This is a genomic window from Sphingomonas sp. Leaf242 (assembly GCF_001422045.1).
Lineage (GTDB): Bacteria > Pseudomonadota > Alphaproteobacteria > Sphingomonadales > Sphingomonadaceae > Sphingomonas.
The window spans coordinates 444,274-469,601 of the sequence record NZ_LMLW01000007.1; the positions used below are offsets into that span (position 1 = coordinate 444,274).

Below are 25,328 nucleotides of genomic sequence, written 5' to 3' on the forward strand. Positions count from 1 at the left end.
GCCCTCTCCCCTCGGGGGAGAGAGGGGGAGACGCGCTCTTGCGCGGCGGAAGGGTGAGGGCACGTGCTGGCGTGGCGCGTGCCCTCACCCTCGGCGCTAACGCGCCTTTCCCTCTCCCCTGAGGGGAGAGGGTTTTAAGCACTCAGGCGTCGACCGTGATCACGCCACGCCGGATCTGGTCCAACTCGATGCTCTCATACAACGCCTGGAAATTGCCGTTGCCGAAGCCCTCATTCCCCTTGCGCTGGATGATCTCGAAGAAGATCGGCCCGAACATGTTCTCGGTAAAGATCTGCAACAACAACCCCTCCTCGCCGACATTACCGTCGATCAGGATGCGGTTGCGGCGCAGGCGTTCGAGGTCGTGGCCGTGGTTCGGCACGCGCTTGTCGACCAGTTCATAATAGGTCTCGATCGTGTCCTGCAGCTTGACGCCGCGCGCGCGCAGCTTCTCGACCGTCTCGAAGATGTCGTCGGTGGTCAGCGCGAGATGCTGAATACCCTCGCCGTTGTAATCCTTGATGAATTCCTCGATCTGGCTCTTGTCGTCCTGACTCTCGTTCAGCGGAATGCGGATCGCGCGGTCGGGCGCGATCATCGCCTGGCTGAACAGCCCGGTCGCCTTGCCCTTGATGTCGAAATACTTCTGCTCCTCGAAGCCGAAGATCTGCCCATAGAATTCGGCCCAGGTCCGCATCTGGCCACGCTTCACGTTGTGCGTGAGGTGATCGAGCAGGTCGAGCCCAACGTTGTTCTGTGCCTCGGCTTCGGCCGCGCTCGGAACCGCATTCCAGTCGTCGTACAGACTGCCGGCCGCGCCATGCTTGTCGACCAAATACAGCAGCGATCCACCGATCCCTTCGAGCACATAGCTGCCCTCACCGAGCGCACCCATGCTGGCATCGGCCGCCTTGGCGCCGCGGGCGAGCGCCGCGTCGAAGGCTTCCTTGGCGTCATGGACGCGGAACGCCATGCCGCTCGCCGACGGGCCATGATCCGCGCGGAATGCCGCCGCGTGGCCACCGTCTTCGCGGTTGAGCAGCAGGTTGATGCGGCCCTGCTTGTAGCGCGTGACGGCCTTGGTCGGGTGGGTCGAGGCGGCGACGAAGCCGAACTGCTCGAACTGCGCGGCCATCCGGTCGGGATCGGGCGAGGTGAATTCGGCGAACTCGAACCCGTCGAGACCCATCGGGTTTACGTCCATATGGTCCATGATCACATCCTGACAGTTGGTATCCGTTGTTACCAATCTGGCGGGTTGAACAACTGGTGTCAATCGTTACGATTTCCATATGGCTGACCGCGCACTCGTCTTGGACGATTTCATCCCGTATCGCCTGTCGATCACCTCGAACCTCGTCAGCGAGGCGGTGGCGGATACGTATGAGGCACTGTTCGGGCTGACGATCCCGGAGTGGCGGCTGGTCGCTGTGGTCGCCGAAGCGGACGGCATCACGCAGCAGCAGGTCGGCCAGCAGACCCGGATGGACAAGGTGACCGTCAGCCGCGCGGCGATCGCCCTGGTCGAGCGCGGGCTGATGCAGCGGCATGCGAACCCCGAGGATCGCCGCTCGCATCTGTTGAAGCTCACAGGTGATGGTCACACGCTTTACGCCTCGGTCGCGCCAAAAGCGCTCGATCTGGAGCGCCGGATCTTCGCCGGGTTCTCAGGCGCAGAGGTCGAGCAGTTCGTGGCGATGCTGAGACGGATCGATGCCGTGACGATCGACCTCGTTCAGGACTCCCACGGCGGCGTCGGCGACCAGAGACCGCGCAGATGATCGAGCAGCGCGGTGGTACCGGACGACACCGGGCCGCGCGCGTGCACCGCATAGATGCCGACGTCTGCCGAACCGGCGAGTTCCGGGAGGACACGCACGAGGCGACCGCACGCCAAGTCCGCGCTGACATCCCATAGCGAGCGCAGCGCGATGCCGACGCCAGCCAGCGTGAGTTCGCGCACGACCTCGCTGGAGTTGGTCGCGACGTAGCTCGGGCGATCGATCGTAACGTCGCCATCTGGTCCGGCTAGGCGCCAAGGCATCTGGCCCTTCGCTGCGAGCAGGCGGTGTTCCGTAAGATCGGCCGCGTCGCACGGCGCGCTGTAGCTCGGTGCAGCGCAGAGGACGCGACGGCTGTCGGCTAGGCGATGACCGGTCAGACTTGGCGGCACGGCTGGAGCTATCCGGATCGCGAGGTCCAGCCGATCGCCGATCACATCCGAGAATCCGTCCGACAGGTCGAGATCGAGTCCAATCGCCGGATAGGCGTCGAGGAACGGCTTGAGGTGCGGCGCGATGTGGAGGCGGCCGAACGACGTAGGTGCGCTGACCCGTAATGGTCCGGCCGGCGTATCCGTACGGTCCGACACGCGCGCCTCTGCGTCGCGGATCGCCGCGAGGATCTCCACCATGTCGCGGTGATACGCTGCGCCGCGTGCGGTGAGGTCGAGCCGCCGCGTCGTCCGGTTGAGCAACCGCACGCCCAGCCGGGCCTCCAGCCGCGCGATGCGTTTCGAGACCATCGCCGGCGAGATACCCATCGAACGCCCCGCCGCGCTGAGGCTGGCGGTGCGGACGACCTCGGCGAAGAGGACGATGTCGGGATCCATTCGTTCTCCAGGCGATCAACAGCTTTCGGTTTATGATGTCTAGTGGCGAAGGTGGCGGGCGTCTATCGTGCTACCAGAGCATAGGAGAGCAGCATGGCCGAGATGATCGAAAAGGCAGGTCTGAAGATCGCCGCATCGCTGGCGGACTTCATCGAGACACAGGCGTTGCCGGGGACGGGTCTCGATCCCGCCGCGTTCTGGCAAGGCGTGTCCGATGTCTACGCCCGGTTCGCGCCAGAGAACGCCGCGCTGCTCGCTATCCGCGATAACCTTCAGGCTAAGATCGACGCGTGGCACGAAGCCCGCGCCGGCAAGCCGATCGACCAGATGGAGTATCAGGCGTTCCTGCGCGAGATCGGCTATCTCGTCGACGAGCCTGCGCCGTTCTCGGTTGCACCGGCCAACGTCGATGCGGAGGTCGCCTCGCTCGCCGGCGCGCAATTGGTGGTGCCGATCCTCAACGCCCGCTTCCTGCTGAACGCCGCGAACGCTCGGTGGGGGAGCTTGTACGACGCGCTCTACGGCACCGATGCGATCCCGGGCGCAGCGTCTGGTAAGGGCTATGACGCCGCGCGAGGCGCAAAGGTGATTGCCTGGGCAAAGGCGTTCCTCGACGATGCGGTGCCGTTGGCGAACGAATCGTGGACCGACTGGACGGGTAGCAAGCCTGAGCTCGCCGAGCCGAGCCAGCTGATCGGGCATGCAGGCGACAACATTCTGTTGCGTCACAATGGCCTGCACATTGAGCTTGTGATCGATCCTCAGCATCCGATCGGTCGTGACGACCCCGCGAACCTCGCCGACGTCGTCCTCGAATCCGCACTCAGCACGATTGCCGATCTCGAGGATTCGATCGCCGCAGTCGATGCCGAAGACAAGGTTGCCGCCTATGCCAATTGGCTTGGGCTGATGAAGGGCGACCTGACCGCCAGCTTCGAAAAGGGCGGCCGCACGGTTACGCGGGCGCTCGAACCTGACCGACAGTACACCGCCCCCGATGGCAGCGCGTTCACGCTCCCCGGCCGCAGCCTGATGTTCGTGCGCAACGTCGGACACCTGATGACCACGCCCGCGATCTTACTTGCCGACGGCAGCGAGGCACCCGAAGGCATCCTCGACGGCATCGTCACGTCGCTGATCGGGTTGCACGATCTCAAAGGCGTGGGCGCGATCCGCAACAGCCGCGCAGGCTCGATCTACATCGTCAAACCGAAGATGCACGGCACCGACGAGGCCGCCTTCACCAACCGCCTGTTCGACGCGATCGAGGACCTGCTCGGCCTCACGCGCCATACGATCAAGGTCGGCGTGATGGACGAGGAGCGCCGTACGTCGGCCAATCTCGCCGCGTGCATCGCCGCGGTGAAGGACCGCGTCGTGTTCATCAACACCGGCTTCCTCGATCGCACCGGCGACGAGATGCACACCTCGATGCGTGTCGGCCCGATGATCCGAAAGGGCGACATGAAGGCCTCGTCGTGGATCAAGGCGTATGAGGATCGCAACGTCCAGATCGGGCTCGCCTGCGGGCTCAGCGGCAAGGCGCAGATCGGCAAGGGCATGTGGGCCGCGCCGGACCGGATGGCGGACATGCTCAAGCAGAAGATCGCGCATCCGATGACCGGCGCGAACACCGCCTGGGTGCCGTCGCCGACCGCCGCGACACTGCACGCGACGCACTACCATCGCATCGACGTGTTCGCGCGGCAGGCGGAGCGGAAGGCCGAGCCGATCGCCTCGCTCGATGCGCTGCTGACGATCCCGGTTGCGACCGGACACAATTGGCAGCCGGACGAGGTGCGCGAGGAACTGGAGAACAACGCGCAGGGTATCCTCGGCTACGTGGTGCGCTGGGTTGACCAAGGCGTCGGCTGTTCGAAGGTGCCCGATATCCACGACATCGGCCTGATGGAGGATCGCGCGACGCTGCGGATCAGTTCGCAGCACATGGCGAACTGGCTGCTCCACGGGGTCGCGACGCCAGACGAGGCGGACGCGGCGCTGCGGCGGATGGCGGCGAAGGTCGATGCGCAGAATGCGGGCGATCCGCTGTACCGGCCGATGGCGGGGCACGAGGACGAGAGCCTCGCGTTCCAGGCCGCTCGGGCACTCGTCTTCGATGGTCTCACGCAGCCGAGCGGCTATACCGAGCCGCTGCTCCACGCGTTCCGTAAGCGGGTTAAGGAAAGGGATGCCGATGCCGCTCTACGCGATCGAGGGTAAACGACCGACGTTGGCCGACGACGTCTGGGTCGCGCCGTCCGCCGACGTGATCGGTGACGCGCGACTAGGGGAGGGGGCAAGCGTCTGGTTCGGTGCGGTGATCCGCGCCGACAACACGCCGATCCTCGTCGGTGCGCAGACCAACATCCAGGAAGGCGCGATGCTGCATTCCGATCCCGACGCGCCGCTGACCGTTGGCGAAGGCTGCACGATCGGCCATCACGCGATTCTTCACGGCTGCACGGTCGGCGACAACGTGCTGGTCGGGATGGGCGCGACGATTCTCAACAACGCGGTGATCGGCGAGAATTGCCTGATCGGTGCGAACGCGCTGGTGACGGAGGGGAAGGTGTTCCCGGCCGGCAGCCTGATCGTCGGCGCGCCTGCCAAGGCTGTACGGGAATTGTCGCCGGAAGCGATTGCCGCGCTGAAGACGTCGGCTTCGGCGTACGCGGCCAAGCAGCGCATCTATGCCGAGGGCCTGAGACTGATCGAAGTATAAGATCCTCCCCTGCCAGGGGGAGGATCTTGAAGGCGGACGCTATCAGAAGGTGACCCGGCCACCCAGCGACAGCACGACCGCGTGCGCGTTCTGCAGGAAGCCGTTGGTGATGATCGGCGTCTGCGCTGCGGTTCCCGCATAGGCTGCGGTTACCCGGTCGATCGTCGTATCCGAGAAGTCGACATAGCTCGCTGCCGCGTCGAGCGCGATGTGCGAGGTCAGCTGGTACGAACCACCCGCGGCATAGGTCCAGCGGTCCGCGTCCGGCACGCGCGCATCGCGCAGGCCGTTCTGGGTCGGCGTCTTGGTCCGCTGTACGCCAGCGCGGATCGTCGCCTTGGGGGTGACGTCATAATCGAAACCGCCCGCGAGGCTCCAGCTATCGCGATAGTTCTCCGGGATCGCAGTGTTCAGCGGCGCGCCCAGATCGATCGTGTCGAACTTGCTCCAGTTGTACGCGACCACCTGTGCGTTCAGCGTCAGCGCGTTGGTGGCGCGGACACGGCCGGCGACGATGACCTGGCCCGGGGTGTTGAAGCTCGCTTTCGCGCCGTCGAGCGACACGTTCGACCCCGCCAGCGGGCCGACCAGCCCGGAGATGTCGAGGCTCCCCTTCAGATTGTGGCGGATGCTCGACTTGTAGCTGATGCCGACGGTGGCGAAGTCGTTATGCAGCTGTACGCCGGCGGTCCAACCGAAATCCCAACCATCGCCCTTGAGCTGCTGGAAGCCGTCCGGCAGCGCCGCCGACACGTTGGGCAGCGCATTGTTGAGGGTGGCGTCGGTATACTCGACGTTCAGTGCACCACCGACGCGGAGCCAGTCGGTCACCGCGACGCCGATCGACGGCTGGATGTCGATCGTCCGCAAGCGGGTCTTGTCCGCGCTGTACCGAGCCCAGCTGTTCTTCTCGTAGTTCGTCGTGAAGCTGAACGGCGACGTCACGGACACGCCGATCGCGATCCGGTCGGTCAGCGGATAGGCGACCGCGCCCGACGGCACGACACCGTTGTTGATCGGATCGCGCGATGTGCCGTTGCCGCCGACGGGGGCGAAGGCCTGCCCTGGACGGCGGATCACCGTGCCGTTGTCGATCACGTCGCCCTTGGGAAGGATCGCAGTAGCGCTGATCGCAGCGCTGCCATCGCGGATGCCGGCGATCGCGGCGGGGTTCCACCACAGCGACGAAGGGCCGGTATCGGCGCCTTCACCGGAGAAGGCGCGCCCTGCGCCACGCGCCGACTGCGCTTCGAGATAGAACGCATCGGCATATGCAGTGCTGGCAAACCCGAAGGCGGATACGAGCGCGGAAACCGCGAGAAGTGGAGCTTTGGTGCGAAACGTCATGGATAAAATCCTGAAAGCTATACTGATAGTGGAAGACGGAACAGTGCGACTCAGCGCACGCGCGTCCAGGTCTGGGTCTTGCAGAGCGGGAAGAAGACGCAGCCGCGCAACTTGAGCTGGTTCGCGCCGAGTGGGGTGATCTTGCCACTATAGGTCTTGCCGTCCTCGGCATTGTAGACCTGCCCGCTGCTCCAGACGCCGTCCTTGTCGGGCTTGAACCCGCTCAGCATCTGCATGCCTTGGATCGGGCGATTGCGCAGCGCGGTGTTGGAATTGTTCGCATCCTTCATCGAAGGATTGGCGCGCAGCGCATCGGAGGTGAGAATCTTGCCGCAGATCGACGGGCCACAGCGGCTGATCTCGACGATCGCGTTGTGGGTTTCGGTCTTCCAGCGGCCGATGACGGTCTCGGCGGTGGCGGGCGCGCCCGCTAGAAATGCGCCGATAATCAACAGGGACATCTTCTATCCTCTCCTTGGATGTAGGGACGCCGTATCTGTACGGTCGTTAAAATCTTGTCAGGCTAGCGACGTTACCGCGAGCTTGCTGCCGTATACGGCATGTATCGTTTCGCCGTAGAATTGTACGAAGACAAGTCAAGTCTTCTTACTGATTCCGGGCGGTGAAAAAGTGTTCATGAGCCCACTCCGTCATGCTGCGGGCGCCTCCGTCATGCCGGGCTCGTTCCGGCATCCACCGTTCCGCCCCCTCGAAGGTATCGAGCTCGCGGAACGGTGGCCCCCGGAACTAGTCCGGGGTGACGGAGTAAGTGGCTGCTCAGTTCCGCAGCGGCTTCCCAGTCTGCAGCATGTGGACGACGCGCGCCTGCGTCCGCGGATCCTTGACGCTCGCCATGAATGCCGCGCGCTCCAGGTCGAGCAACTGATCCTCGGTCACCGTGTCGACCAGATCCGCCTCACCGCCGGTCAGCACCTCGGCGAGACGATCCGCGACGACGAGGTCGTAGTCGGTCGCCATGCCCTTCTTGTGAAAGTCCGCAACCGCCATGTTCAGCCCCGTCCGGCCGCTCGCGCCCGCCAGACGAAACGTCGGCTTCTCCGGCGCTACATAGCCCTCGACCAGCGACAGCGCCTTGGCTTTCGCATCCGCCAGCAACCGATCACGGTTCATCGTGATGCCGTCGGCCTTGCGCAGGATCATCATCTCCTTCGCCTCCGCTGCCGACTTGGCGACCTGCGCGGTGGAGACCGCCTGGAACACCTTGGTCAGCACCGGCATCGGCCCGTTCGGGAGCGTGCGCGACTTGGTCCAGCGGTCGAGCATCTCGCCATTGCCGCCCCAGCCGGGAACGAGCCCGACGCCGCACTCGACGAGGCCTGCATAGGTCTCGGCATGCGCCTGCACCGCGTCCGAGTGGAGCAGGATCTCGCACCCGCCACCCAGCGCGAGCCCGGCCGGTGCGCTGACGACCGGGAAGGGCGCGTATTTGAGCGCCTTGTACACCTGCTGACCGCCCGAGACGCTGGCCTCGACCATGTCCCACAGGCCCGCGCCGACCGCGAACATCGCTGCGCCGAGGTTCGCGCCCGCCGAGAAGTTCGACGCCTCGTTATACACCACCAGCGCCTTGAAGCGCTCGCGGACGACCGGGATAGTTTCGTTGATGAGCGCCACGACCTGGTCGTCGAGCGCATTCATCTTGGTGTGGAACTCGAGCGCCGCGACGCCGTCGCCGACGTCCCAGAGCGACGCCGACAGGTTCGTGAGGATCGGCTGTGAACGGAGCTTGATGTCCTCCAGCAGTTCGACACCGTCCGCGCGGGGGACATCGGCGTATTCACCGCCAGCTGTGAGATACTGACGCTGGCCGTTCTCGACGCGGTAGAACGGACGGTCGCCCGCGGTCGTCAGGATCGCAGGAACGTCGCGACCTTCCTCGGTAAGGCGGGCGGCGAGCACGCCCGGCCCCATCCGGTCGATCAGTTCGAACGGCCCGTATTTCCAGTTGTAGCCGAGCTTCATCGCATCATCGATCGCGACGACATCGTCTGCTGCTTCGCCGACGAGCATCGCCGCATAGGACAGCGTGTTCCCGAGGATCGACCAAGCATAGGTGCCGATCTTGCCCGGCTCAGCGATTAGCGCCGCGAGGTCCTTGCCTGTCTTGCCCGGCAATTCAGCGGGCTTGGCTTCAGCACGGTACTCGCCGGTCGCGAGGTCGAGCGAGAGCTTGGTCCGCGTCGCCTTGTCGAAGCGGTAGAACCCGCCCTTGCCCTTGCGGCCGGTGAACCCTTCCGCGATCATCTTGTCGACCAGCGGCAGCGGACGCACCGTATCGAAATACGGATCGCCAGCCGGCAGCGTAGAAGAAAGGCTCTTCGACAGCAGCGGCATCAGATCGACGCCGACGAGATCCACCAGCCCGAAGATCCCGGTTTTCGGCACGCCCATCGGACGTCCGCCGATCTGGTCAGCTTCCTCGACGGTCAGCCCCTGGTCCATCGCCGCGTTGATCGCGATCGCCAGCCAGTAGGTGCCGATGCGGTTGGCGATGAAGCCCGGCGTGTCCTTCGCGCGGACGATGCGCTTGCCCATGAAACGATCGACGAAATCCTCGACCTTCTCGGCGACCGCGACGTCGGTGTGCTCACCGCGGACGATCTCGACCAGCCGCATGTAACGCGGCGGGTTGAAGAAGTGCGTGATCAGGAAGTCGGCCTTGAACTGATCCGAACGCCCCTCGACGAGGTTGCCGAGAGGGATCGTCGAGGTGTTCGATGACACCGCAGTGCCGGGGCGCTTCAAAGCCTCGAGCTTGGCATACAGCGCCTGCTTGATGTCGAGCCGCTCGACGATCGCCTCGACGATCCAGTCGCACTCGGCGACCCGGTCGAGGTGATCGTCGATGTTGCCCGTCTCGACCAGCTTGGCCGCACGCTTCGACATGAAGGGGGCCGGGTCGGTCTTGAGCATCTTCGCGACCGCGCCCTTTGCCACTGCATCGCGGTCGTCACCCTCTCGGGGTACGATATCGAGCAGCAACACGGGGATCCCGGCATTGGCGACCTGCGCCGCGATGCCCGCACCCATCACGCCTGCGCCGATGACGCAGACCTTCTTGACCTGATCGACCATCATGCGCGCTCCAGCACCGTAGCGATGCCCTGACCGCCGCCGATGCACTGGGTAGCCAGCGCATAGCGGCCGCCCTCGCGCGACAGCAGCGCGGCCGCCTTGCCGACGATCCGCGCGCCGGTCGCGCCGAGCGGATGGCCGATCGCGATCGCGCCGCCGTCGAGGTTGATCGTCTCGTCCTTCAGGCCGAGATCGCGGATGCAGGCGATCGCCTGGCTCGCGAACGCCTCGTTGATCTCGACCACGTCGAGGTCCGCGACGGTGATCCCGGCCCGCTCCAGCGCCTTCTTCGAAGCACCGATCGGGCCGAGCCCCATCGTCTCGGGCGCGCAGCCCGACACGCCGATTGACTTGATCCGCGCGAGGATCGTCAGGCCGTGCTTCTTGGCGAACTCCTCAGAGGTGACCAGCACGGCAGACGCACCATCGGTCAGCGGCGAGGACGTACCGGCGGTCACCGAACCGTCCGCGCTGAACGCAGGCTTCAGTCCGGCGAGCGCCTCGGTGGTCGTGCCGGCGCGGATTGTGCCGTCCTGGCTGACCGGGCCCGCCTTGGTCTGGATCGTCACGATCTCGTCGGACAAGCGGCCATCGGCGCGCGCGGCGGCGGCCTTGTCCTGGCTCTTCACCGCGAACGCGTCCTGCTCGGCGCGCGTAATCTGGTATTGGCGCGCGACGTTCTCGGCGGTCTCGCCCATGCCCATGTACGCGCCGGCGCTCTTCTTCGCGAGCTCGGGGTTGGGGAGGGGGTTGTAGCCGCCCATCGGCACGCGGCTCATCGATTCGAGGCCCGCGCAGATGAACGCCTCGCCCGCGCCGACCGCGATTTGGCCATAGGCGATGTGGATCGCGCTCATCGACGAGCCGCAGAACCGGTTGACCGTCATGCCGCCGACCGAGATCGGCAGGTCGGCGATCTGTGCGATCAGCTTGGCGACATTGAGGCCCTGCTCGCCCTCGGGGAAGGCGCAACCGAGGATGATGTCCTCGATCTCGGCGGGATCGACGCCGGTCTTGTCGAGCAACCCGCGAATCGTCTGCGCGGCGAGATCGTCCGGACGGACGCGGGCGAGCTCGCCCTTGCCGGCGAGGTGGAACGGCGAACGGGCGTACCCGGCGATGACGACGTTGGTCACGATGATCCTCTCATATTGCGGTCGACCCGGTTAACGCTTGCGGGTTACCCTTAAGGTGCGATACCTCACCTTTACGTCAAGGTGAAGCGGCCGACAATATGGCTTACGCACACCATGTTATGGAGAGCGAGATGCAGGACACTTCCGGGGGCAAGGCGATCGGCGTCCCGTTGCTGGGCGAGCCGCGGCTGCTGGGCGACATGCTCGACCTTTCGGTGCGCCGGTTCGGGTCGCGCAACGTGCTCGATTTCATGGGTCGGACGCTGACCTATGCCGCGCTCGGCGAGTCGGTCGACCGGGCAGCACGCGGACTCCAGGACATGGGCGTCGCGAAGGGCACGCGCGTCGCGCTCTGCCTGCCGAACACGCCCTATTATCCGATCCTGTTCTTCGCGATCCTCAAGGCCGGCGGCGTCGTCGTCAACGTAAACCCGCTCTATGTCGAGCGCGAGCTGGCGCATCTGCTTGAGGATTCGGGCGCAACGATCATCGCCACCTGCGACATCGCCGAAATCCACGCGCGCGTCCTCAAGGTCGCGGGGCAGATGGGCGTGAAGCACGTTATAACCTGTCCGATCGCAGGCGCTCTGCCGACGCTGAAGTCGATCGCCTACCGGATCTTCAAGCGCGCCGAGATTGGCCATGCACCGAGCGATGCGCGCCACTCGACGTTCGACGCGCTGCTCAAGGCGAAGGGTGCGCCGTCCCCGGTCGCGGTCGCCCCGGACGATGTCGCGGTGCTGCAATATACCGGGGGCACGACGGGCGAGCCCAAGGCGGCGATGCTCAGTCACGCCAATCTCGTCGCGAACGCGGATGCGATGGTCGTGTTCGTCGGTGGCGAGCAGCCCCACCAGGACCGCGTGCTCGGCGCGCTGCCGCTATTCCACGTCTTCGCGCTGACCACGGTGCTGACCTATTCGATCCGCACCGGCGCCGAGATGATCCTGATGCCGCGCTTCGAACTCGGAGCGCTGCTGAAAACGATCGCGCGCACCAAGCCCAGCTATTTCCCCGCGGTGCCGACGATCTACGCCGCGATCACCACCGCGGCCGAGTCGCAGAAGATCGACTTGTCCTCGATCCACGCCTGCATTTCCGGCGGCGCACCGCTGCCGGCGGAGGTGCGGATCGCGTTCGAGGCGGCGACCGGTGCGAAGTTATGCGAGGGGTATGGTCTGTCGGAAGCTTCGCCGATCATCACCTGCAACCCGATCGATGGCCTCAACAAGCCGGGCTCCGCGGGGCTGCCCTTTCCGGGCACGACGATCGAGATCCGCGACCGCGAAGATCCGACGCGCCTGTTGCCGATCAGTGAGAATGGCGAGATCTGCGCGCGTGGGCCGCAGATTACGCAAGGCTATTGGCATAATCCCGCCGCCACCGCGGACCTGTTCGCGGACGGCGCGCTGCGCACCGGCGACGTCGGGCATCTCGATGCGGACGGCTATCTGTTCATCGTCGACCGGATCAAGGACTTGATCCTCGCCGGCGGCTACAACGTCTATCCGCGCGTGATCGAGGAGGCATTGTACGAACATCCCGCGGTGCTCGAAGCGGTCGTCATCGGCGTGCCCGACAAATATCGCGGCCAGGCCCCCAAGGCGTTCGTCGTGCTGGCCGAAGGTACGGTCGCTACCCCGCTAGAACTGCGCGATTTTCTGCGCGACAAGATCAGCAAGATCGAGCTTCCCCGCGAGGTAGAAATCCGCGACAGTCTGCCCAAGACGCTGATCGGCAAGCTATCCAAAAAGGAACTTGTCGCTGAAGAGACCGCAAAGGCGGCGGCGTCGGAGGCGAGGGGAGTGGACGCGTGAACGACCGACAGGACGATCTGACCGGCATACAGGAGGTCTCGCGCATGCTCGGCGTGAGCGCGCGGACGCTCCGCTTCTACGAGGACAAGGGGCTGATCGAGCCCTGCCGGATCGGCACGACGCGGGTCTACACGCGGCGCGAAGTCGCCCGGATGCAGCTGATCCTGCGCGGCAAACGTCTCGGTTTCACGCTGCGCGACATCGAGGAGTTCCTCGACCTCTACGACGCCGACCCGCAGCATGTGGAGCAGATGCGCGCGCTCGCCGAACGCTGTCGCCAGCGGATCGATCTGCTCGACGCGCAGCGCGAGGCGATTGTGCAGACGCGGGATGAGCTGGAGAAGATCGAGCAGGAGGCTCTTGCGCGGATTCCGGCTGGGTTGGTCTGATAGCTACCGCTGCTCGTGAGAGACGAGTCCCAAGCCTATGACAACGATACCATTTGGCGAGAATGCACCACCCCGGCGAAGGCCGGGGCCCAATTGGGAAAGCCGAGGTAACGACGCACAGCGCTGATGAGCGACGTCCCCCAATTGGGCCCCGGCCTTCGCCGGGGTGGTGCGTTAGTCGATCCTCCCCCTCGCGGGGGAGGATCAGCAAACTCCGAAGCTTAAAGCCCCACCACACCCCCGTCGGTCTTCGTGATCACGATCGTCGCCGACCGCGGCCGTGACGGAGCTGCCACCGCGCCCGCCTGGTTGGCAGGCCAGCTGCTGGTGATGTTCGTCGGCCCGCCATTCTCGCCGGGATGCTGGATGTTGACGAACAGCGACCGGCCGTCCGGCGTCGAATGAATGCCCGTGATCTCACACTCCTTCGGCCCGACCAGGAAGCGGCGCAGTGCCGCCCCCGGTGCCTTGCCAATCCGCGTCGTCACCGAGCCGGTTGCCGCGCCGATCGTGTTCGTCACCGTTCGCGTACCGCCATCGTTGACGATTCCCGGCACCGAGGCGAGTAGCATGCAGTTGGTCACGTCGGTGTACGCGCTGTCGTCGGTCTCGATCCACATCACCGGCGCGATCGTCCCCGACGCATTGCTCGGCAGGCCGAACCACAAGCCGTCCGGCGACGAGAAGTCGTTGGTCGCCTCGAGGCCCGAAAGGTTGATGTTGGTCGCATCGAGATCGGAACCGGCCCCGAACGCGTAGATGTCCCATGCGAACGCCACCGCCTCGGACGTGTCGCCGGTCTCGCGCAGGCGGATGATGTGCCCATTGGCGTTGCCCGTGGTCTGGCCGCCGGTCGTCTTCGGATCGACATAGGCGCGCGGATTGGACGCATCCGCGGTCGGGACGGTCCGCGACGAGTTGTTGGTGAGCGTGCAATACATCTCGCCGGTCGCCGGGTTCACCGCCGTCCATTCCGGACGATCCATCCGCGTCGCACCGAGCGCATCCGCGGCAAGTCGCGTATTGATCAGCACATCGATCTGGCTCGAGAACGGATACGCCGCATTGGCCGAGGTGAGAGGTCCCTGACCGAACACCAGCGGCAGCCACTGTCCGCTACCGTCCGCCGCGAACTTCGCAACGTAAAGCGTTCCGGTATCGAGATATTTGTCACCGATCGCCAGCCGGTTCGCCGCCGTTGCATCGCTTGCCGACCAGGGCGTCGCCGACACGAACTTGTAGATATATTCGTTCTGCGCATCGTCGCCCATATAGAACGCCGGCTTCACGCCCGCGATCGTCCGGCCGATCTGGCAGCCCTCATGGTTCATCCGGCCCAGCGCGGTACGCTTGCGCGGCGTCGACGCTGCATCGAACGGATCGATCTCGACGACCCAGCCGTACTGGAAGATCTCGTTGCGGAAATCGCCCGTGCCGTCGGCGGGGGCGCCGGCCTGCGCGGTGATGTTCCAGCGCGAATAGACCGTGCTGGTCGTGTCCGCCGGCGTGACCGACCACCAGCCATAGTTGCCAGCCGTGCTGCTGCTGCTCTCGGTCTTGCCATACCGCGCGAGCGACGTGTTGGCTTTTACACCGATCGGGCCGCTCGCTGCACGACGTGCACCGTCGCCGACCTCGCGGCGGAAATAGCCGACCCAGTTCTCTTCGTTCGTCAGGTATGTATGCCAAGGCATTGTACCATTGGCGCAATTGTTGATCGTGCCGCGTCCCGTCGTGGCGTCGGGCGCGTAGCGTGTCTTGAGGCTGTCGGCGCCGCGCACCGGCCCCGAGAAGCTCATCGGCGTCAGCGGGGTGATGCGGCGGTTGAACGACGAGGTGGTGACATAGCTCCATGCGGCGGCGCGGCTGATCTCGATCACCGACACCCCGTGGCACTCCATCTCCTTCAGCGCTTCGGCTTCGGGACGGACGCCGCCGGTCGTGGTCGGGCCGTTCGGATGCAGATAGGCCTGCGTGATGTTTTCGTGGTTGAGCACGAGCAATCCGCGCGTGTTGCCGTCGGCATCGGGCGTGCCGGCAGCTGATAACCCAAAATAGCTCATGCCGTCATGGTGATCGCCGGCGCGCTTGGAAAATGTCGTGTCGCTGCCGTCATTGGCATAAGCGCCGACGCCGCTGCCGATCGGATCGCCGAGGCGGTAGAGCACCGTCACCGCATAGCCGGTCGGTACCGCGACGACATCGGCGAGGCTCTTCGCAACCGCAGTGAAGCCGAGCGAGGCGGCACCCACCGTCACGCTGGTCGAGGCGGTGACCGATCCGCGCGCCGATACGGCGGTGAACAGGAAGGTCAGGACGGTGCCGGCGGCTGCCCCCGGCACGACGAACGTCGCGGTGCTCGTGGTTGCGCCGGCGAGCGTGACGCTCGGGCCGGCGGTCTGCGTCCAGCTGACGCTGTCGACCTGGCCGATCGCGGCGCCGGTCAGCGTCGCCACGCGGCCGGCCGATGCACTCCCGCCTGCGGTCGCGGTGACCGTGACGGGGCTCGCGCCGCTGTCGCTGTCGTCGTCGCAGCCGGTCAGCAGCATGCCGCCGAACACCGCCGCGGCGGTTGCCGACATCCCGCCCATCAACGTCTGGCGGCGCGAATACCGCACCTCGATCAGGTCGTTGAGGTGCGGATTGGCGGTCGGATTGGTGTCGATATCGCCGTCGGTATAGATGGTTTCGAACGTCATGGATGGTCCCCCCGGGGATGAATGGTCGGTGCGGTCGCGGCTAGTGGCGGATCAGAACTTCGCGCCCAGTTCGATGCCGTAGAAGCGCGGTTCGCCGGCGATGTAGGTCGGGATGCCGAAGCCCCCGCCGGTGTTGCCCGCGTCGATCAGATAGCGCTTGTTGGTCGCATTGCGGACGAACCCGCCGACGCTGTAGCGGCCTTCCGCGAACTCGAGCCCGGCGCGCGCGTTGACGAGCGTGTAGCCCGGCGTGCTGACCGCCTGGCTGTTCGGCAGCTCGAAGAACACCTTGGTCCGGTAGTTGATGCTCGGCGTCGCATAGAGCGTCGCGCCACCCACTGGCAGCCGCAGCATCAGGCCGCCCGATGCGGTCGTCTCCGGCTGGAGACGGAAGCGATTGCCCGCGAACACGCCGTTCGCCGCCTCGTCGCCGATGCCGCCATCGATATAGGCAAATGTCGCGAAGGCAGAGAGATACGAGGCGAGCTTCAGAGTACCTTCGAGCTCGACGCCGAGGTTCTTGGCCGATCCGGCGCTCTGCGTGGTGGTGACGCCGTTGTTGGTGATCGACACCTGGAAGCCGTCATAGGTCTGGTAGAACACCGACGCAGCGCCGGTGAACGGTCCGACCCGCCCCTTGATGCCGCCTTCGTAGTTCCAGACATTTTCCTGCGGCACGACTTGCAGGTTAGGCCCGACCCCGAACGCGGTGTTCTGTGCGGCCAGCTGGACGACCGGCGAGCGGCGACCCTTGCTGATCGTGGCGTAGAGGTTGACGTAGTCGTTGAGCTTCAGCAGCGCATTGAAGCGCGGCAGGATCGCGGTGAAGCTCTTCTCGGCAACGAACTTGTTGCCGTTGGTATTCGCGGTGCCGAGCAGGCTGGTCCGGATGTTCAGCGATGCCAGGATCACCGAGTTCGGCTGGATCGACGAATAGCCCGACTGGCGATCCTCGATCAGGATGCGCGCCCCTGCGGTCAGTTCGAGCGCGGGGACCGGGATATAGGTCGCATCGGCGAACACCGAGTAGGTGTTGTTCCTGCCATAGTTCGTGAACTCTGCGGCGTAAGGTATTGCGGTTGCACGGCCACCGGTGAGCGCCGCGGTCGCCCGCGTGGCCGGGATCGTACCGTTCGGTGCGACGCAGGACGTACCTGTGGTGATGCCCGCACCGTTGAGCGCCGTGCGGATCGGCGCATAGGCGGCTGCGACCGAGCAGGCGAGATACGTGCCCTCTTCGGTTGCGAACGGGACGCGCTGATGCCCGTTCTCGAAGAATGCGTTCCAGCCTACCGAGGCGCGGTATTTCGGCCCTTCGAACGCGAAGCGACTCTCATGGCTCCACTGGTCGCCCTTGGCATCCTCGGCGAACTCCAGATACGCGGCCGGGCCACCGTCGGCGTCGAACACTTCGAGAGCGTCGAACCGGCGATACCCGTTGACCGTCGTGAAGGTGATCCCGGGCGACAGGTCTGCGGTGATCGTCAGGTTTGCGTCATAGACGTTGCGGTCGAGGCCAAGCTTGCGTGCGCCGAGAACCGCGGCGCTGTACGGCGAGCCCGAGAGTTCGGCGTAGCCATAGTCGCCGGTCTGCCCGCCGGTCGGGGCGTGCGCACGGCTCTTGAACGCAGTACCGGGGTTGCGCTGGCCGTCATAGGTGAGGACGAGATCGGCGGTGATGCTATCGCTAGGGCGATAGCGCAGCGAGCCGCGCAGGCCGCGCTGGTCCTGGCCGTTCAGATCGTCCTGGTCGACGAGGCCCTGGTTCTGGTTCGGGACCTTCGGATCGCCGGCGATGTTGCGGACATAGCCATCGCGGTATTTGTACGCGAACGCGATCCGCCCGGCGAGCACGTCGTTGCCGGCGTTGAGGAAGCCAGACACCTGCGTCCGGTTGAAATTGCCGTAGGAGCCGTTGATCGCGCCCGACACGCCGGGCTGCGGTTTCGCCGAGATGACGCTGATCGCGCCGACTGCCGCGGCTGTGCCGAACAGCGTCGCCTGCGGGCCCTTCACGACCTCGATCCGCTCGAGATCGAACAGGTCCTGATACGCACCGCGCGACCGGCTGATGTCGATGCCGTTGTAATACAGCGTGACGCGCGCGCCCTGCTGCGACGAGCCGTTGTCCGAGGTGATGCCGCGGATCACGAAGCCCGGGTTGTTCGCGCTCTGCTCCTGGATCTGCAGGCCGGGAATATACGCTGCGACCTCGCTCAGCGAATTGACGCCGATCGATGCCATCTTCGCGCCGGTGATCGCGGTGACGGTGACGGGAACGTCGGCGATCCGCTGTTCGCGCTTCTGCGCGGTGACGACGATCTCGTCGTTCGGGGTGGTGGAAGCCGTGGCTTCCGTGCCGGGCTCCGCTGTCGCCTGGGCCAGTGCCGCGGTCGAGCAGGTCGTGGCGAGCGTCGCAAGCGCGAGCCGCGTAAAGATGCGTGTCATTGTGTCCCCCGTGTTCGTGCATCGGCACTAGGCAGGGAACGTGACGGTTAAACGGCGTCTTCATGAAAGCAAGATGACAGTCCAGTCACGCCACTGTCACAGGGTTGCCACCGGAGTGTCGCGGAGTGCGCCTACCGCGGCGGTGCCTAATAACGAAAGCCCTGTTCAATGACGATCAACCGCCGCGATGCTTTGAAGACTGCGCTGAAACTCGCCGGTTCGGGTGCGACGCTCGCGCTGCCCTCGGCCGCGACGCACGCAGCGGGGGCGGCCAAGAGCCGCTTCGATCACGGCGTGGCGAGCGGCGATCCCTCGCTCGACGGTGCCATCCTGTGGACCCGCGCCACCCCGGTCGAGGCGGGCCAGGCCGGCGACATCGCGCTGACATGGCACGTCGCCGAAACCGAGAACGGCAAACCGCTCCGCTCGGGCAGGGTCAAGGCGCGGGCGGCGCGCGACTTCACCGCGAAGGTCGAGGCGACCGGGCTCCAGCCGGGCCGCGAATATCGCTACTGGTTCGACGCTGCCGACGGCACGCGCTCGCCGGTTGGCCGGTTCCGCACGCTGCCCAAGGGCAAGGTCGCCGACGTCGTCATGGCGGTCGTCTCATGCCAGCTCTACGCGGGCGGCCTGTTCAACGCCTATGACGCGATCGCCAAGCTCGACCGCGTCGACACGGTGTTGCACCTCGGCGACTATATCTACGAATACGGCGTCGACGGTTACGGCGCGGACATCGCCAAGAAGATCGATCGCTTGGTCGAGCCACGTCACGAGATCGTCAGCCTCGCCGATTACCGCATGCGCCACGCGCAGGTGAAGCGCGACGCCGACATGCAGGCCGCGCACGCGCGCGCCGCGTTCATTTGTGTGTGGGACGATCACGAGGTCGCCAATGACGACTGGATGCACGGCGCCGAGAACCACGATCCCAAGACCGAAGGCGACTGGGATGCGCGGAAAGCGGCGGCGATGCAGGCGTATTTCGAATGGATGCCGATCCGCGATCCCAAGCCTGGCCAGCCCTGGGCGGCGATCAACCGCAGCTTCGAGTTCGGCGATCTCGCGACGCTGGTGATGGTCGAGACGCGGCTGCTCGCGCGCAGCCATCAGGTAGTGTCGAAGGGCGAGGAGATCACACAGGCCGAATACGCGCCGATGCTCGCCGAGCGCGCGCGGACCGATCGCGAACTGCTCGGGCCCGCGCAGCTCGCCTGGGTCGAGAAGACGATGGCGTCCTCGGTCGCGGCGGGCAAGCCGTGGCAGGTGCTCGGCAACCAGGTGGTGATGGCGAAGGTCGCAGGGCCCGATATGGAGCGCCAGCTCGGGCCGGTGAAGTTCGCAGAGACGATGGCGAAGCTGCCCGCGATGTGGCGCGAGCGTCTGACCGCGAGCATCGCCTCGTACCGCGCCGGCCTGCCGTTCGGGTTCGACAGCTGGGACGGCTATCCGCCCGCCCGCGAGCGACTCTATGCGGCGTTCAAGCGCGCGAAGTCGCGGCCGATCGTGCTGTCGGGCGACAGCCACGCGGCGTGGGCGAACGACCTGCACGATGCGTCGGGCAAACTGGTTGCCGCGGAATTCGGCTGCACCGCGATCACCAGCCCGTCCTACGGCTCGCTGCTGCCCGGCATCGGCACGCTGATCGCCGACGCCAACAAGGGCGAGGTCCGGTTCTGCGACCAGGATCTGAAGGGGTTCACGCTGCTGACCCTGACGCCGGAGCATGCGACCGGTGATTCGGTGACGGTGTCGACGGTGTTCGCCAAGCCCTACACGCAAGGCAGCGCGGCGCGCTTCCGCGCCTATGCCGATCGACCGAACCAGCCGCTCGAAAAGATCGTCTGACGGGAGCGCGGCATAGGACCAGCGGGGCGGCATGGTCGATGCCGTCCCGCGGGCCTTGGGGATATCGGGCGAGGGCTAATTGAGACATTGTAACGCTGCGACGGTCCATGCAAGAAGCGCGTCATCACTCCTGTCTTTGTGAGACACCGATGCTGCGTTCCACTTTGCTTCGCTCCGCCGCCATACTCTGCTGTTTCGCGGGATTGACGCCCGTCCAGGCGGCGCGCGTCAATCCGCTGACCGTCCCCAGCACGCTGCCGTTCCAGGCACCGCGCTTCGACCAGATCAAGGACACCGATTACCAGCCCGCGCTGGAGCAGGGCATGGCCGAACAGATCGCCGAGATGAAGGCGATCGCGAATAACTCCGCAGCGCCGACCTTCGCCAACACGATCGAGGCGATGGAGCGCTCGGGCCGGACGCTCGACCGCGCGAGCCAGGCGTTCTTCGGCGTGTCGCAGGCCAACACCAACGACGCGCTCGACGCGGTACGGTCCGCCGAGGCACCCAAGCTCGCGCAGCACAGCGACGCGATCTACCTCGATCCGAAGCTCTTCGCGCGCGTCCAGGCGCTGTACGCGAAGAAGGACTCGCTGGGCCTCGATGCCGAGCAGAAGCAGGTCCTCGAGATCTATCACAGCGATTTCCTCCATGCCGGCGCGCAATTGAACGATGCCGACAAGGCCAAGCTGCGGTTGCTCAACACGCAAATCTCGACCGCGACAACCGACTTCCAGCAGAAGCTGCTTGCCGGCACCAAGGCGGGGGCGCTGGTGGTCGACGACAAGGCCAAGCTCGCCGGCCTGAGCGATGCGGAGATCGCCGCCGCCGCGGAGGGCGCCAAGGAGCGCGGGATGCCCGGCAAATACGTGCTGTCGCTGCAGAACACGACGCAGCAGCCCGCGCTCGCCTCGCTCTCCGATCGTGCAACGCGTGCGGCGCTCTTCGACAAGAGCTGGACCCGCTCGGAGAAGGGTGACGCCAACGATACGCGCGCGCTGATCCAGAAGATCGCGCAGTTGCGTGCGCAGAAGGCGCAGTTGCTCGGCTATCCGAACTATGCCGCCTATTCGCTGTACGATCAGATGGCGAAGACCCCGGCGGCGGCGAAGGGCTTCATGACGCAGCTCGTCCCCGCGACGGCGGCCGAACAGCGTCGCGAGGCCGCCGAGTTGCAGAAGACGATCGACGCGACCGGCGCCTCGTTCCCGCTCGCGCCGTCCGACTGGGATTTCTATTCGGACAAGGTGCGCAAGGCCAAGTACGACCTCGACCAGAACGAGCTGAAGCCGTATTTCGAGATCAGCCGCGTGCTGACCGACGGCGTGTTCTTCGCCGCCAACCAGCTCTACGGCGTCACGTTCAAGGAACGCCGCGACATCCCGACCTATCAGCCGGACATCCGTGTGTTCACGGTGTTCGACAAGGACGGCTCCGAACTCGGCCTGATGTATTTCGATTATTGGAAGCGCGACAACAAGGCGGGCGGCGCCTGGATGTCGAACTTCGTCGGCCAGTCGAAGCTGCTGAAAACCAAGCCGGTCGTCTATAACGTCGGCAACTTCACCAAGCCCGCACCGGGCCAGCCCGCGCTGATCACGTTCGACGACGTGACGACGATGTTCCACGAGTTCGGCCATGCGCTGCACGGGCTGTTCGCGAACCAGACCTATCCTCTGGTCTCGGGCACCAACACCGCGCGCGACTGGGTCGAGTTTCCGTCGCAGTTCAACGAGCATTGGGCGCTCGATCCCAAGGTGTTCGCGAACTATGCCAAGGATTATCGCACCGGTGCGGTGATGCCGCAGGCGCTCGTCACGAAGATCAAGAATGCGGCGAAGTTCAACCAGGGGTATGAACTGGGCGAACTAGTCGCGGCGGCGACGCTCGATCAGGACTGGCATTCGCTGCCGGCGTCGGCCGGGCCGCAGAATGTCGACTCGTTCGAAACCAAGGCGTTGAACTCGATGGGCCTCGACACGAAGGACGTGCCGCCGCGCTATCGCACCAGCTATTTCGCGCACATCTGGGCGGGTGGCTATGCGGCGGGCTATTACGCGTATCTGTGGACGCAGATGCTCGATAACGACGCCTATGCTTGGTTCATGGCTCATGGCGGGCCGACGCGTGCGAACGGCCAGCGCTTCCGCGACATGATCCTGTCGAAGGGCCATACCGAGGATTACGGTCCGATGTTCAAGGCGTTCTACGGCAAGAACCCGGATATCGGTCCGATGCTCGAAGACCGTGGACTTTCCGCTTCGGCAAAATGATGTGGTGACGAACCCTGAGCGGCGATCGACGACGATCGCCGCTCAGGAGGCGTGCTCCGGAAAGATGGTTGGTGGATCGCCGTCGGTCCACGGCGGAGGGCGGACCATGATCCGTTCGAAAAGCCGCGACGACAGATGCCGCGTCAGCCAGGCCTGCAAACCCGGCATCGGCAGACCGTCGAAATACGATCGATCGGTTTCCGCGAACTGGCGTACGAACGGCATGATCGCCAGGTCGACGAGGGACAGCGCGTCGCGTCCCAGATGATCGGCGACCCGCAGCCGTTGGTCGAGGTTGGCGAGGATGTCCGTGGCGTCCGCGCGATGTTCCAGACGGTTCACCCCATAGCGGTCGGCATATTTGTACCGATCGAGGTGATATTTGAACGCGCCGTCATTCGTGGCGATCAACGCATCCGGATCCGTCTCGCCATTTCGCGCGACGTCGCCGGAGGCGAACGCCCACCGCATGATCGCGAGGCTCTCGTCGATCACCGACCCGTCTGGCAGGATCAGCACCGGCACCGTACCCTTGGGTGACGCCGCAAGCATCGCGGGCGGCTTCGCGCGCAGGACGATCTCGCGCAGTTCGACACCGCGCGCGCGCACCACGATCGCAAGCCGCGCCCGCATCGCATAGGGGCATCGTCGAAAACTGTAGAGGATCGGCAGCATTGGCCGACCATACCGGATCGCTACGCTGACGTCGTCACTCCGACAGCTTCGTCGCTCCCGACCGATGACCGAATGTCGATCGGCCGGGATGTCTCGTTGTTACCGCATTAGAAGCGATAGCCGATCGTCGCCTGGACGGTGCGGCGGTTGCCGTACCAGCACCAGTTGTAGTTGGCGAAGCACGACGTCAGATACTTCTTGTCGAAGAGGTTGGCGCCGTTGACCGCCAGGCTCAGGCCGTGGAGCGAGGGGGCGAACTTCGCCAGGTCGTAGCGGATGAGCGCGTCGTACACGGTGTAGGACGGGCTGTTGCGCCCGACGGTTTCGCCCGGCGTGACGCCTGCATAGACCTGGTCGACATGGCGCAGTGCGCCGCCGATCGTCAGTCCGGCCAGGCCACCCTCGGGCGGGGACCAATTCAGCGCGAGCGTCGTACCGCCACGCCCGACTGTCTCGAGCCCGCGACCGACACGCGACGGATCGTCGGCGTCGCTCGTAACCTTAACGCGCTGGCGGCTATAGGCGACGCGCGCGTCGAACCCGTAGGGCAGGGGGGCGGTCCCTTCGAACTCGACGCCCTGCGAGCGAACGCCGCCGGTCTGCCGAGACACGCTGAAATTTGGTGTGCTTGTCAGGACATTGGTCTGGTTGATCCGGAACCACGCACCCGAGAGCAGGATCTGGGTGCCGGGAACGGTGAACTTCGCACCGGCCTCAAGTTGCTTACCCAGCGATGGGTCCGCGAGTCCCGCTGTTCCGTCGCTTCTCGTGACTGGGCTAGCTTGCTGTTCGAACGAGGTCGAATAGCTGACGTACGGCGCAAGACCGAACGGAAGTGTGTAAAGGGCGGCGGCACGATACGTGAACTTCTCATCGTGCTTGACGTCCTGCCCGTCCCGATGCGCACGCGCCCAATCCTGGCGCCCGCTCAGGATCACGCGAAGGTCGCCGAGCGACATCTGATCCTGCGCATAGACGCCCTGCTGACGCTGCTGCACGTTGATCGGAGGCTGGCTACCGATCGCTTCCGGCGTGGTCGGTACCACCACCGTGCCATAGACCGGGGCAAACCCATTCAGCGACGGCGCGGTGCCGAACGCGCCGACTTCGGCCGAATGCGCGACCTGGCGGTCGGCCCCGAACAACAGCGTGTGCTTGACCGGGCCGGTCTGCACCGTGCCGGTCAACTGGTTGTCGAACGTCCAGTTGTTGAGCTGCTCGCGGGTCGCATAGGAGGCGCGGCTATAGGTCTGCTGGGTCGGGTCGGTCGCATCGAGGGCGCCGGCGGTATAGATCAGGCCGAGGTTCGACTTCACGTATTGATACCGGCCTGACGAGCGGAACGCCCAGCCGCCGCCGAAATCGTGGCGGAAGATGTAAGTGAGCGCGGCCTGTTCGCGGCTGAACCGGTTGCCCGCTTCGCCACCGTCGAAGCTGGTCGGCAGCTTGCCGTTGGGGTTGGCGATCAACGTGCCGCTGGCCGGGAACACGCCGTAATCGCCGTTGTACGGATCGTGCGAATAGGCGCCGAGCAGCGTGAAGCTGGTCGAGGTGCCCGCGCCGACGGTCACCGCGCCCGAGATCGTCTGGCGCTCGCGCTTGCCGAATTTCTGCTGCGTGTCGGCCCCGTTAACGCTTCCGTTGATCCGCCATAGGACGCCGGCCCCGGCACGGCCGCCGATATCGGCATCGACGCGGTAGAGATCGTAATTGCCGTAGGTCCCGCCAATCGCGCCGTACAACGCCTGGTCGAGCGGCAGCTTGCTCGACTCCGCGACGAGCCCGCCGGGGCTGGACTGGCCGTAGAGTACGGAAGCGGGGCCCTTGATGACTTCGATCCGATCGAGCCGCGAGACGTCGATCTGCGGGACCGCGTAGCCGGACGCGCTGCCGAACTGCTTCAGCCCGTCGAGATAGACCGGCGCGTCGAACCCACGCAGCTTGAACTGGTCGTAGACCTCGCCGCTCGAGCCGCGCGTTTCCGGTGTGACGCCGGCGACGAAGCGCAGCGCCTGGTTGAGATTCTGGAGACTGCGCCCGGCAATGTCGTCGGCGGTGATGACGCTGATCGACTGCGGCGTCTCGGCGAGCGGCGTGTCCGTCTTGGTACCCGAAGAAGCCTGACCACGCGCATGCTGCCCCGTCACGACGATGGCGCCGGTTTCGCCGTCCTCGGTGCGGACTTGCCCCTGCACCGGCAATGCGGCCAGCGTAGAACCAAGCAAAAGGGCGGTGCCGAAGCGACGACGTGTCATGGGGTTTCC

General features: G+C 65.4%; 17 protein-coding genes. 7 read left to right on the forward strand and 10 right to left on the reverse strand.

Annotation, left to right across the window (positions count from 1 at the left end):
• Positions 1-142: 142 nt before the first annotated feature.
• Positions 143-1,213: a 4-hydroxyphenylpyruvate dioxygenase gene (gene hppD, locus ASF09_RS06405; protein WP_060525428.1), complete on the reverse strand. Its 1,071-nt coding sequence runs from the start codon at positions 1,211-1,213 to the stop codon at positions 143-145.
• Between the two features lie 79 nt (positions 1,214-1,292).
• Between hppD and ASF09_RS06410 the strand changes: the two genes are divergently transcribed.
• Positions 1,293-1,781, forward strand: a complete 489-nt coding sequence (locus ASF09_RS06410; RefSeq protein WP_060525429.1) for a MarR family winged helix-turn-helix transcriptional regulator — start codon at positions 1,293-1,295, stop codon at positions 1,779-1,781.
• Here ASF09_RS06410 and ASF09_RS06415 read toward each other — a convergent pair.
• Entirely contained in the window at positions 1,736-2,611 is an 876-nt protein-coding gene (locus ASF09_RS06415; protein ID WP_060525430.1) for a LysR family transcriptional regulator, read from the reverse strand. The two genes, ASF09_RS06410 and ASF09_RS06415, sit on opposite strands and share 46 nt — an antisense overlap.
• A gap of 102 nt (positions 2,612-2,713) precedes the next feature.
• Here ASF09_RS06415 and ASF09_RS06420 point away from each other — a divergent pair, with 102 nt between their 5' ends.
• On the forward strand, positions 2,714-4,834 hold the full coding sequence (locus ASF09_RS06420) for a malate synthase G (protein ID WP_060525708.1): 2,121 nt from the start codon (positions 2,714-2,716) through the stop codon (positions 4,832-4,834).
• Complete coding sequence (locus ASF09_RS06425) at positions 4,809-5,336, forward strand: gamma carbonic anhydrase family protein (protein ID WP_060525709.1); 528 nt, start codon at positions 4,809-4,811, stop codon at positions 5,334-5,336. The genes ASF09_RS06420 and ASF09_RS06425 overlap by 26 nt, the downstream gene beginning before the upstream one ends.
• 42 nt (positions 5,337-5,378) lie before the next feature.
• Here ASF09_RS06425 and ASF09_RS06430 read toward each other — a convergent pair whose 3' ends face one another.
• The 4 genes from ASF09_RS06430 to ASF09_RS06445 form a co-directional block, all read right to left on the reverse strand.
• Positions 5,379-6,683, reverse strand: a complete 1,305-nt coding sequence (locus ASF09_RS06430; RefSeq protein WP_060525431.1) for an OmpP1/FadL family transporter — start codon at positions 6,681-6,683, stop codon at positions 5,379-5,381.
• Positions 6,684-6,733: 50 nt separating this feature from the next.
• Positions 6,734-7,144, reverse strand: coding sequence for a DUF2147 domain-containing protein (locus tag ASF09_RS06435; protein WP_060525432.1), 411 nt, complete (start codon positions 7,142-7,144; stop codon positions 6,734-6,736).
• Between the two features lie 316 nt (positions 7,145-7,460).
• A complete protein-coding gene (locus tag ASF09_RS06440; protein WP_060525710.1) occupies positions 7,461-9,779 on the reverse strand; it encodes a 3-hydroxyacyl-CoA dehydrogenase/enoyl-CoA hydratase family protein in 2,319 nt (772 codons plus the stop codon).
• Positions 9,779-10,915 carry a thiolase family protein gene (locus ASF09_RS06445; protein ID WP_060525433.1) on the reverse strand — a complete coding sequence of 379 codons (1,137 nt, stop codon included), beginning with the start codon at positions 10,913-10,915 and terminating at the stop codon, positions 9,779-9,781. Before ASF09_RS06445 ends, ASF09_RS06440 begins: the two co-directional genes overlap by 1 nt.
• Before the next feature lie 131 nt (positions 10,916-11,046).
• On the opposite strand from ASF09_RS06445, the gene ASF09_RS06450 reads away from it, so the two are divergent.
• The gene (locus ASF09_RS06450) at positions 11,047-12,732 is read left to right on the forward strand and encodes a long-chain-fatty-acid--CoA ligase (RefSeq protein WP_060525711.1); all 1,686 of its coding nucleotides are present in this window, start codon (positions 11,047-11,049) and stop codon (positions 12,730-12,732) included.
• Positions 12,729-13,121: a MerR family transcriptional regulator gene (locus ASF09_RS06455; RefSeq protein WP_056049160.1), complete on the forward strand. Its 393-nt coding sequence runs from the start codon at positions 12,729-12,731 to the stop codon at positions 13,119-13,121. The genes ASF09_RS06450 and ASF09_RS06455 overlap by 4 nt, the downstream gene beginning before the upstream one ends.
• A gap of 221 nt (positions 13,122-13,342) precedes the next feature.
• Here the strand turns inward: ASF09_RS06455 and ASF09_RS06460 are convergent, their stop codons facing one another.
• Together ASF09_RS06460 and ASF09_RS06465 are read right to left on the reverse strand one after the other, a co-directional pair.
• Complete coding sequence (locus ASF09_RS06460) at positions 13,343-15,820, reverse strand: PhoX family protein (RefSeq protein WP_060525434.1); 2,478 nt, start codon at positions 15,818-15,820, stop codon at positions 13,343-13,345.
• Between the two features lie 51 nt (positions 15,821-15,871).
• Positions 15,872-18,268 (reverse strand): TonB-dependent receptor domain-containing protein, encoded by a 2,397-nt coding sequence (locus tag ASF09_RS06465; protein WP_060525435.1) that lies wholly within the window; start codon positions 18,266-18,268, stop codon positions 15,872-15,874.
• Between the two features lie 168 nt (positions 18,269-18,436).
• Between ASF09_RS06465 and ASF09_RS06470 the strand changes: the two genes are divergently transcribed.
• Together ASF09_RS06470 and ASF09_RS06475 are read left to right on the forward strand one after the other, a co-directional pair.
• Positions 18,437-20,116 carry an alkaline phosphatase D family protein gene (locus ASF09_RS06470; RefSeq protein ID WP_060525436.1) on the forward strand — a complete coding sequence of 560 codons (1,680 nt, stop codon included), beginning with the start codon at positions 18,437-18,439 and terminating at the stop codon, positions 20,114-20,116.
• A 149-nt stretch (positions 20,117-20,265) separates the two neighbouring features.
• Positions 20,266-22,389, forward strand: a complete 2,124-nt coding sequence (locus ASF09_RS06475) for a M3 family metallopeptidase (RefSeq protein ID WP_060525437.1) — start codon at positions 20,266-20,268, stop codon at positions 22,387-22,389.
• Between the two features lie 42 nt (positions 22,390-22,431).
• Here the strand turns inward: ASF09_RS06475 and ASF09_RS06480 are convergent, their stop codons facing one another.
• The gene (locus ASF09_RS06480) at positions 22,432-23,064 is read right to left on the reverse strand and encodes a glutathione S-transferase (protein WP_060525438.1); all 633 of its coding nucleotides are present in this window, start codon (positions 23,062-23,064) and stop codon (positions 22,432-22,434) included.
• Between the two features lie 107 nt (positions 23,065-23,171).
• Positions 23,172-25,319: a TonB-dependent siderophore receptor gene (locus tag ASF09_RS06485; protein WP_060525439.1), complete on the reverse strand. Its 2,148-nt coding sequence runs from the start codon at positions 25,317-25,319 to the stop codon at positions 23,172-23,174.
• Between the last annotated feature and the right edge of the window lie 9 nt (positions 25,320-25,328).

Bases quoted from the DNA above. Each gene is read 5' to 3' on its own strand.
- ASF09_RS06465 (WP_060525435.1), bottom strand. From the start codon at position 18,268: ATGACACGCATCTTTACGCGGCTCGCGCTTGCGACGCTCGCCACGACC.
- ASF09_RS06410 (WP_060525429.1), top strand. From the start codon at position 1,293: ATGGCTGACCGCGCACTCGTCTTGGACGATTTCATCCCGTATCGCCTG.
- ASF09_RS06425 (WP_060525709.1), top strand. From the start codon at position 4,809: ATGCCGCTCTACGCGATCGAGGGTAAACGACCGACGTTGGCCGACGAC.
- ASF09_RS06460 (WP_060525434.1), bottom strand. From the start codon at position 15,820: ATGACGTTCGAAACCATCTATACCGACGGCGATATCGACACCAATCCG.
- hppD (WP_060525428.1), bottom strand. From the start codon at position 1,213: ATGGACCATATGGACGTAAACCCGATGGGTCTCGACGGGTTCGAGTTC.
- ASF09_RS06485 (WP_060525439.1), bottom strand. From the start codon at position 25,319: ATGACACGTCGTCGCTTCGGCACCGCCCTTTTGCTTGGTTCTACGCTG.
- ASF09_RS06440 (WP_060525710.1), bottom strand. From the start codon at position 9,779: ATGGTCGATCAGGTCAAGAAGGTCTGCGTCATCGGCGCAGGCGTGATG.
- ASF09_RS06435 (WP_060525432.1), bottom strand. From the start codon at position 7,144: ATGTCCCTGTTGATTATCGGCGCATTTCTAGCGGGCGCGCCCGCCACC.
- ASF09_RS06480 (WP_060525438.1), bottom strand. From the start codon at position 23,064: ATGCTGCCGATCCTCTACAGTTTTCGACGATGCCCCTATGCGATGCGG.
- ASF09_RS06470 (WP_060525436.1), top strand. From the start codon at position 18,437: ATGACGATCAACCGCCGCGATGCTTTGAAGACTGCGCTGAAACTCGCC.
- ASF09_RS06420 (WP_060525708.1), top strand. From the start codon at position 2,714: ATGATCGAAAAGGCAGGTCTGAAGATCGCCGCATCGCTGGCGGACTTC.
- ASF09_RS06450 (WP_060525711.1), top strand. From the start codon at position 11,047: ATGCAGGACACTTCCGGGGGCAAGGCGATCGGCGTCCCGTTGCTGGGC.
- ASF09_RS06415 (WP_060525430.1), bottom strand. From the start codon at position 2,611: ATGGATCCCGACATCGTCCTCTTCGCCGAGGTCGTCCGCACCGCCAGC.
- ASF09_RS06475 (WP_060525437.1), top strand. From the start codon at position 20,266: ATGCTGCGTTCCACTTTGCTTCGCTCCGCCGCCATACTCTGCTGTTTC.
- ASF09_RS06430 (WP_060525431.1), bottom strand. From the start codon at position 6,683: ATGACGTTTCGCACCAAAGCTCCACTTCTCGCGGTTTCCGCGCTCGTA.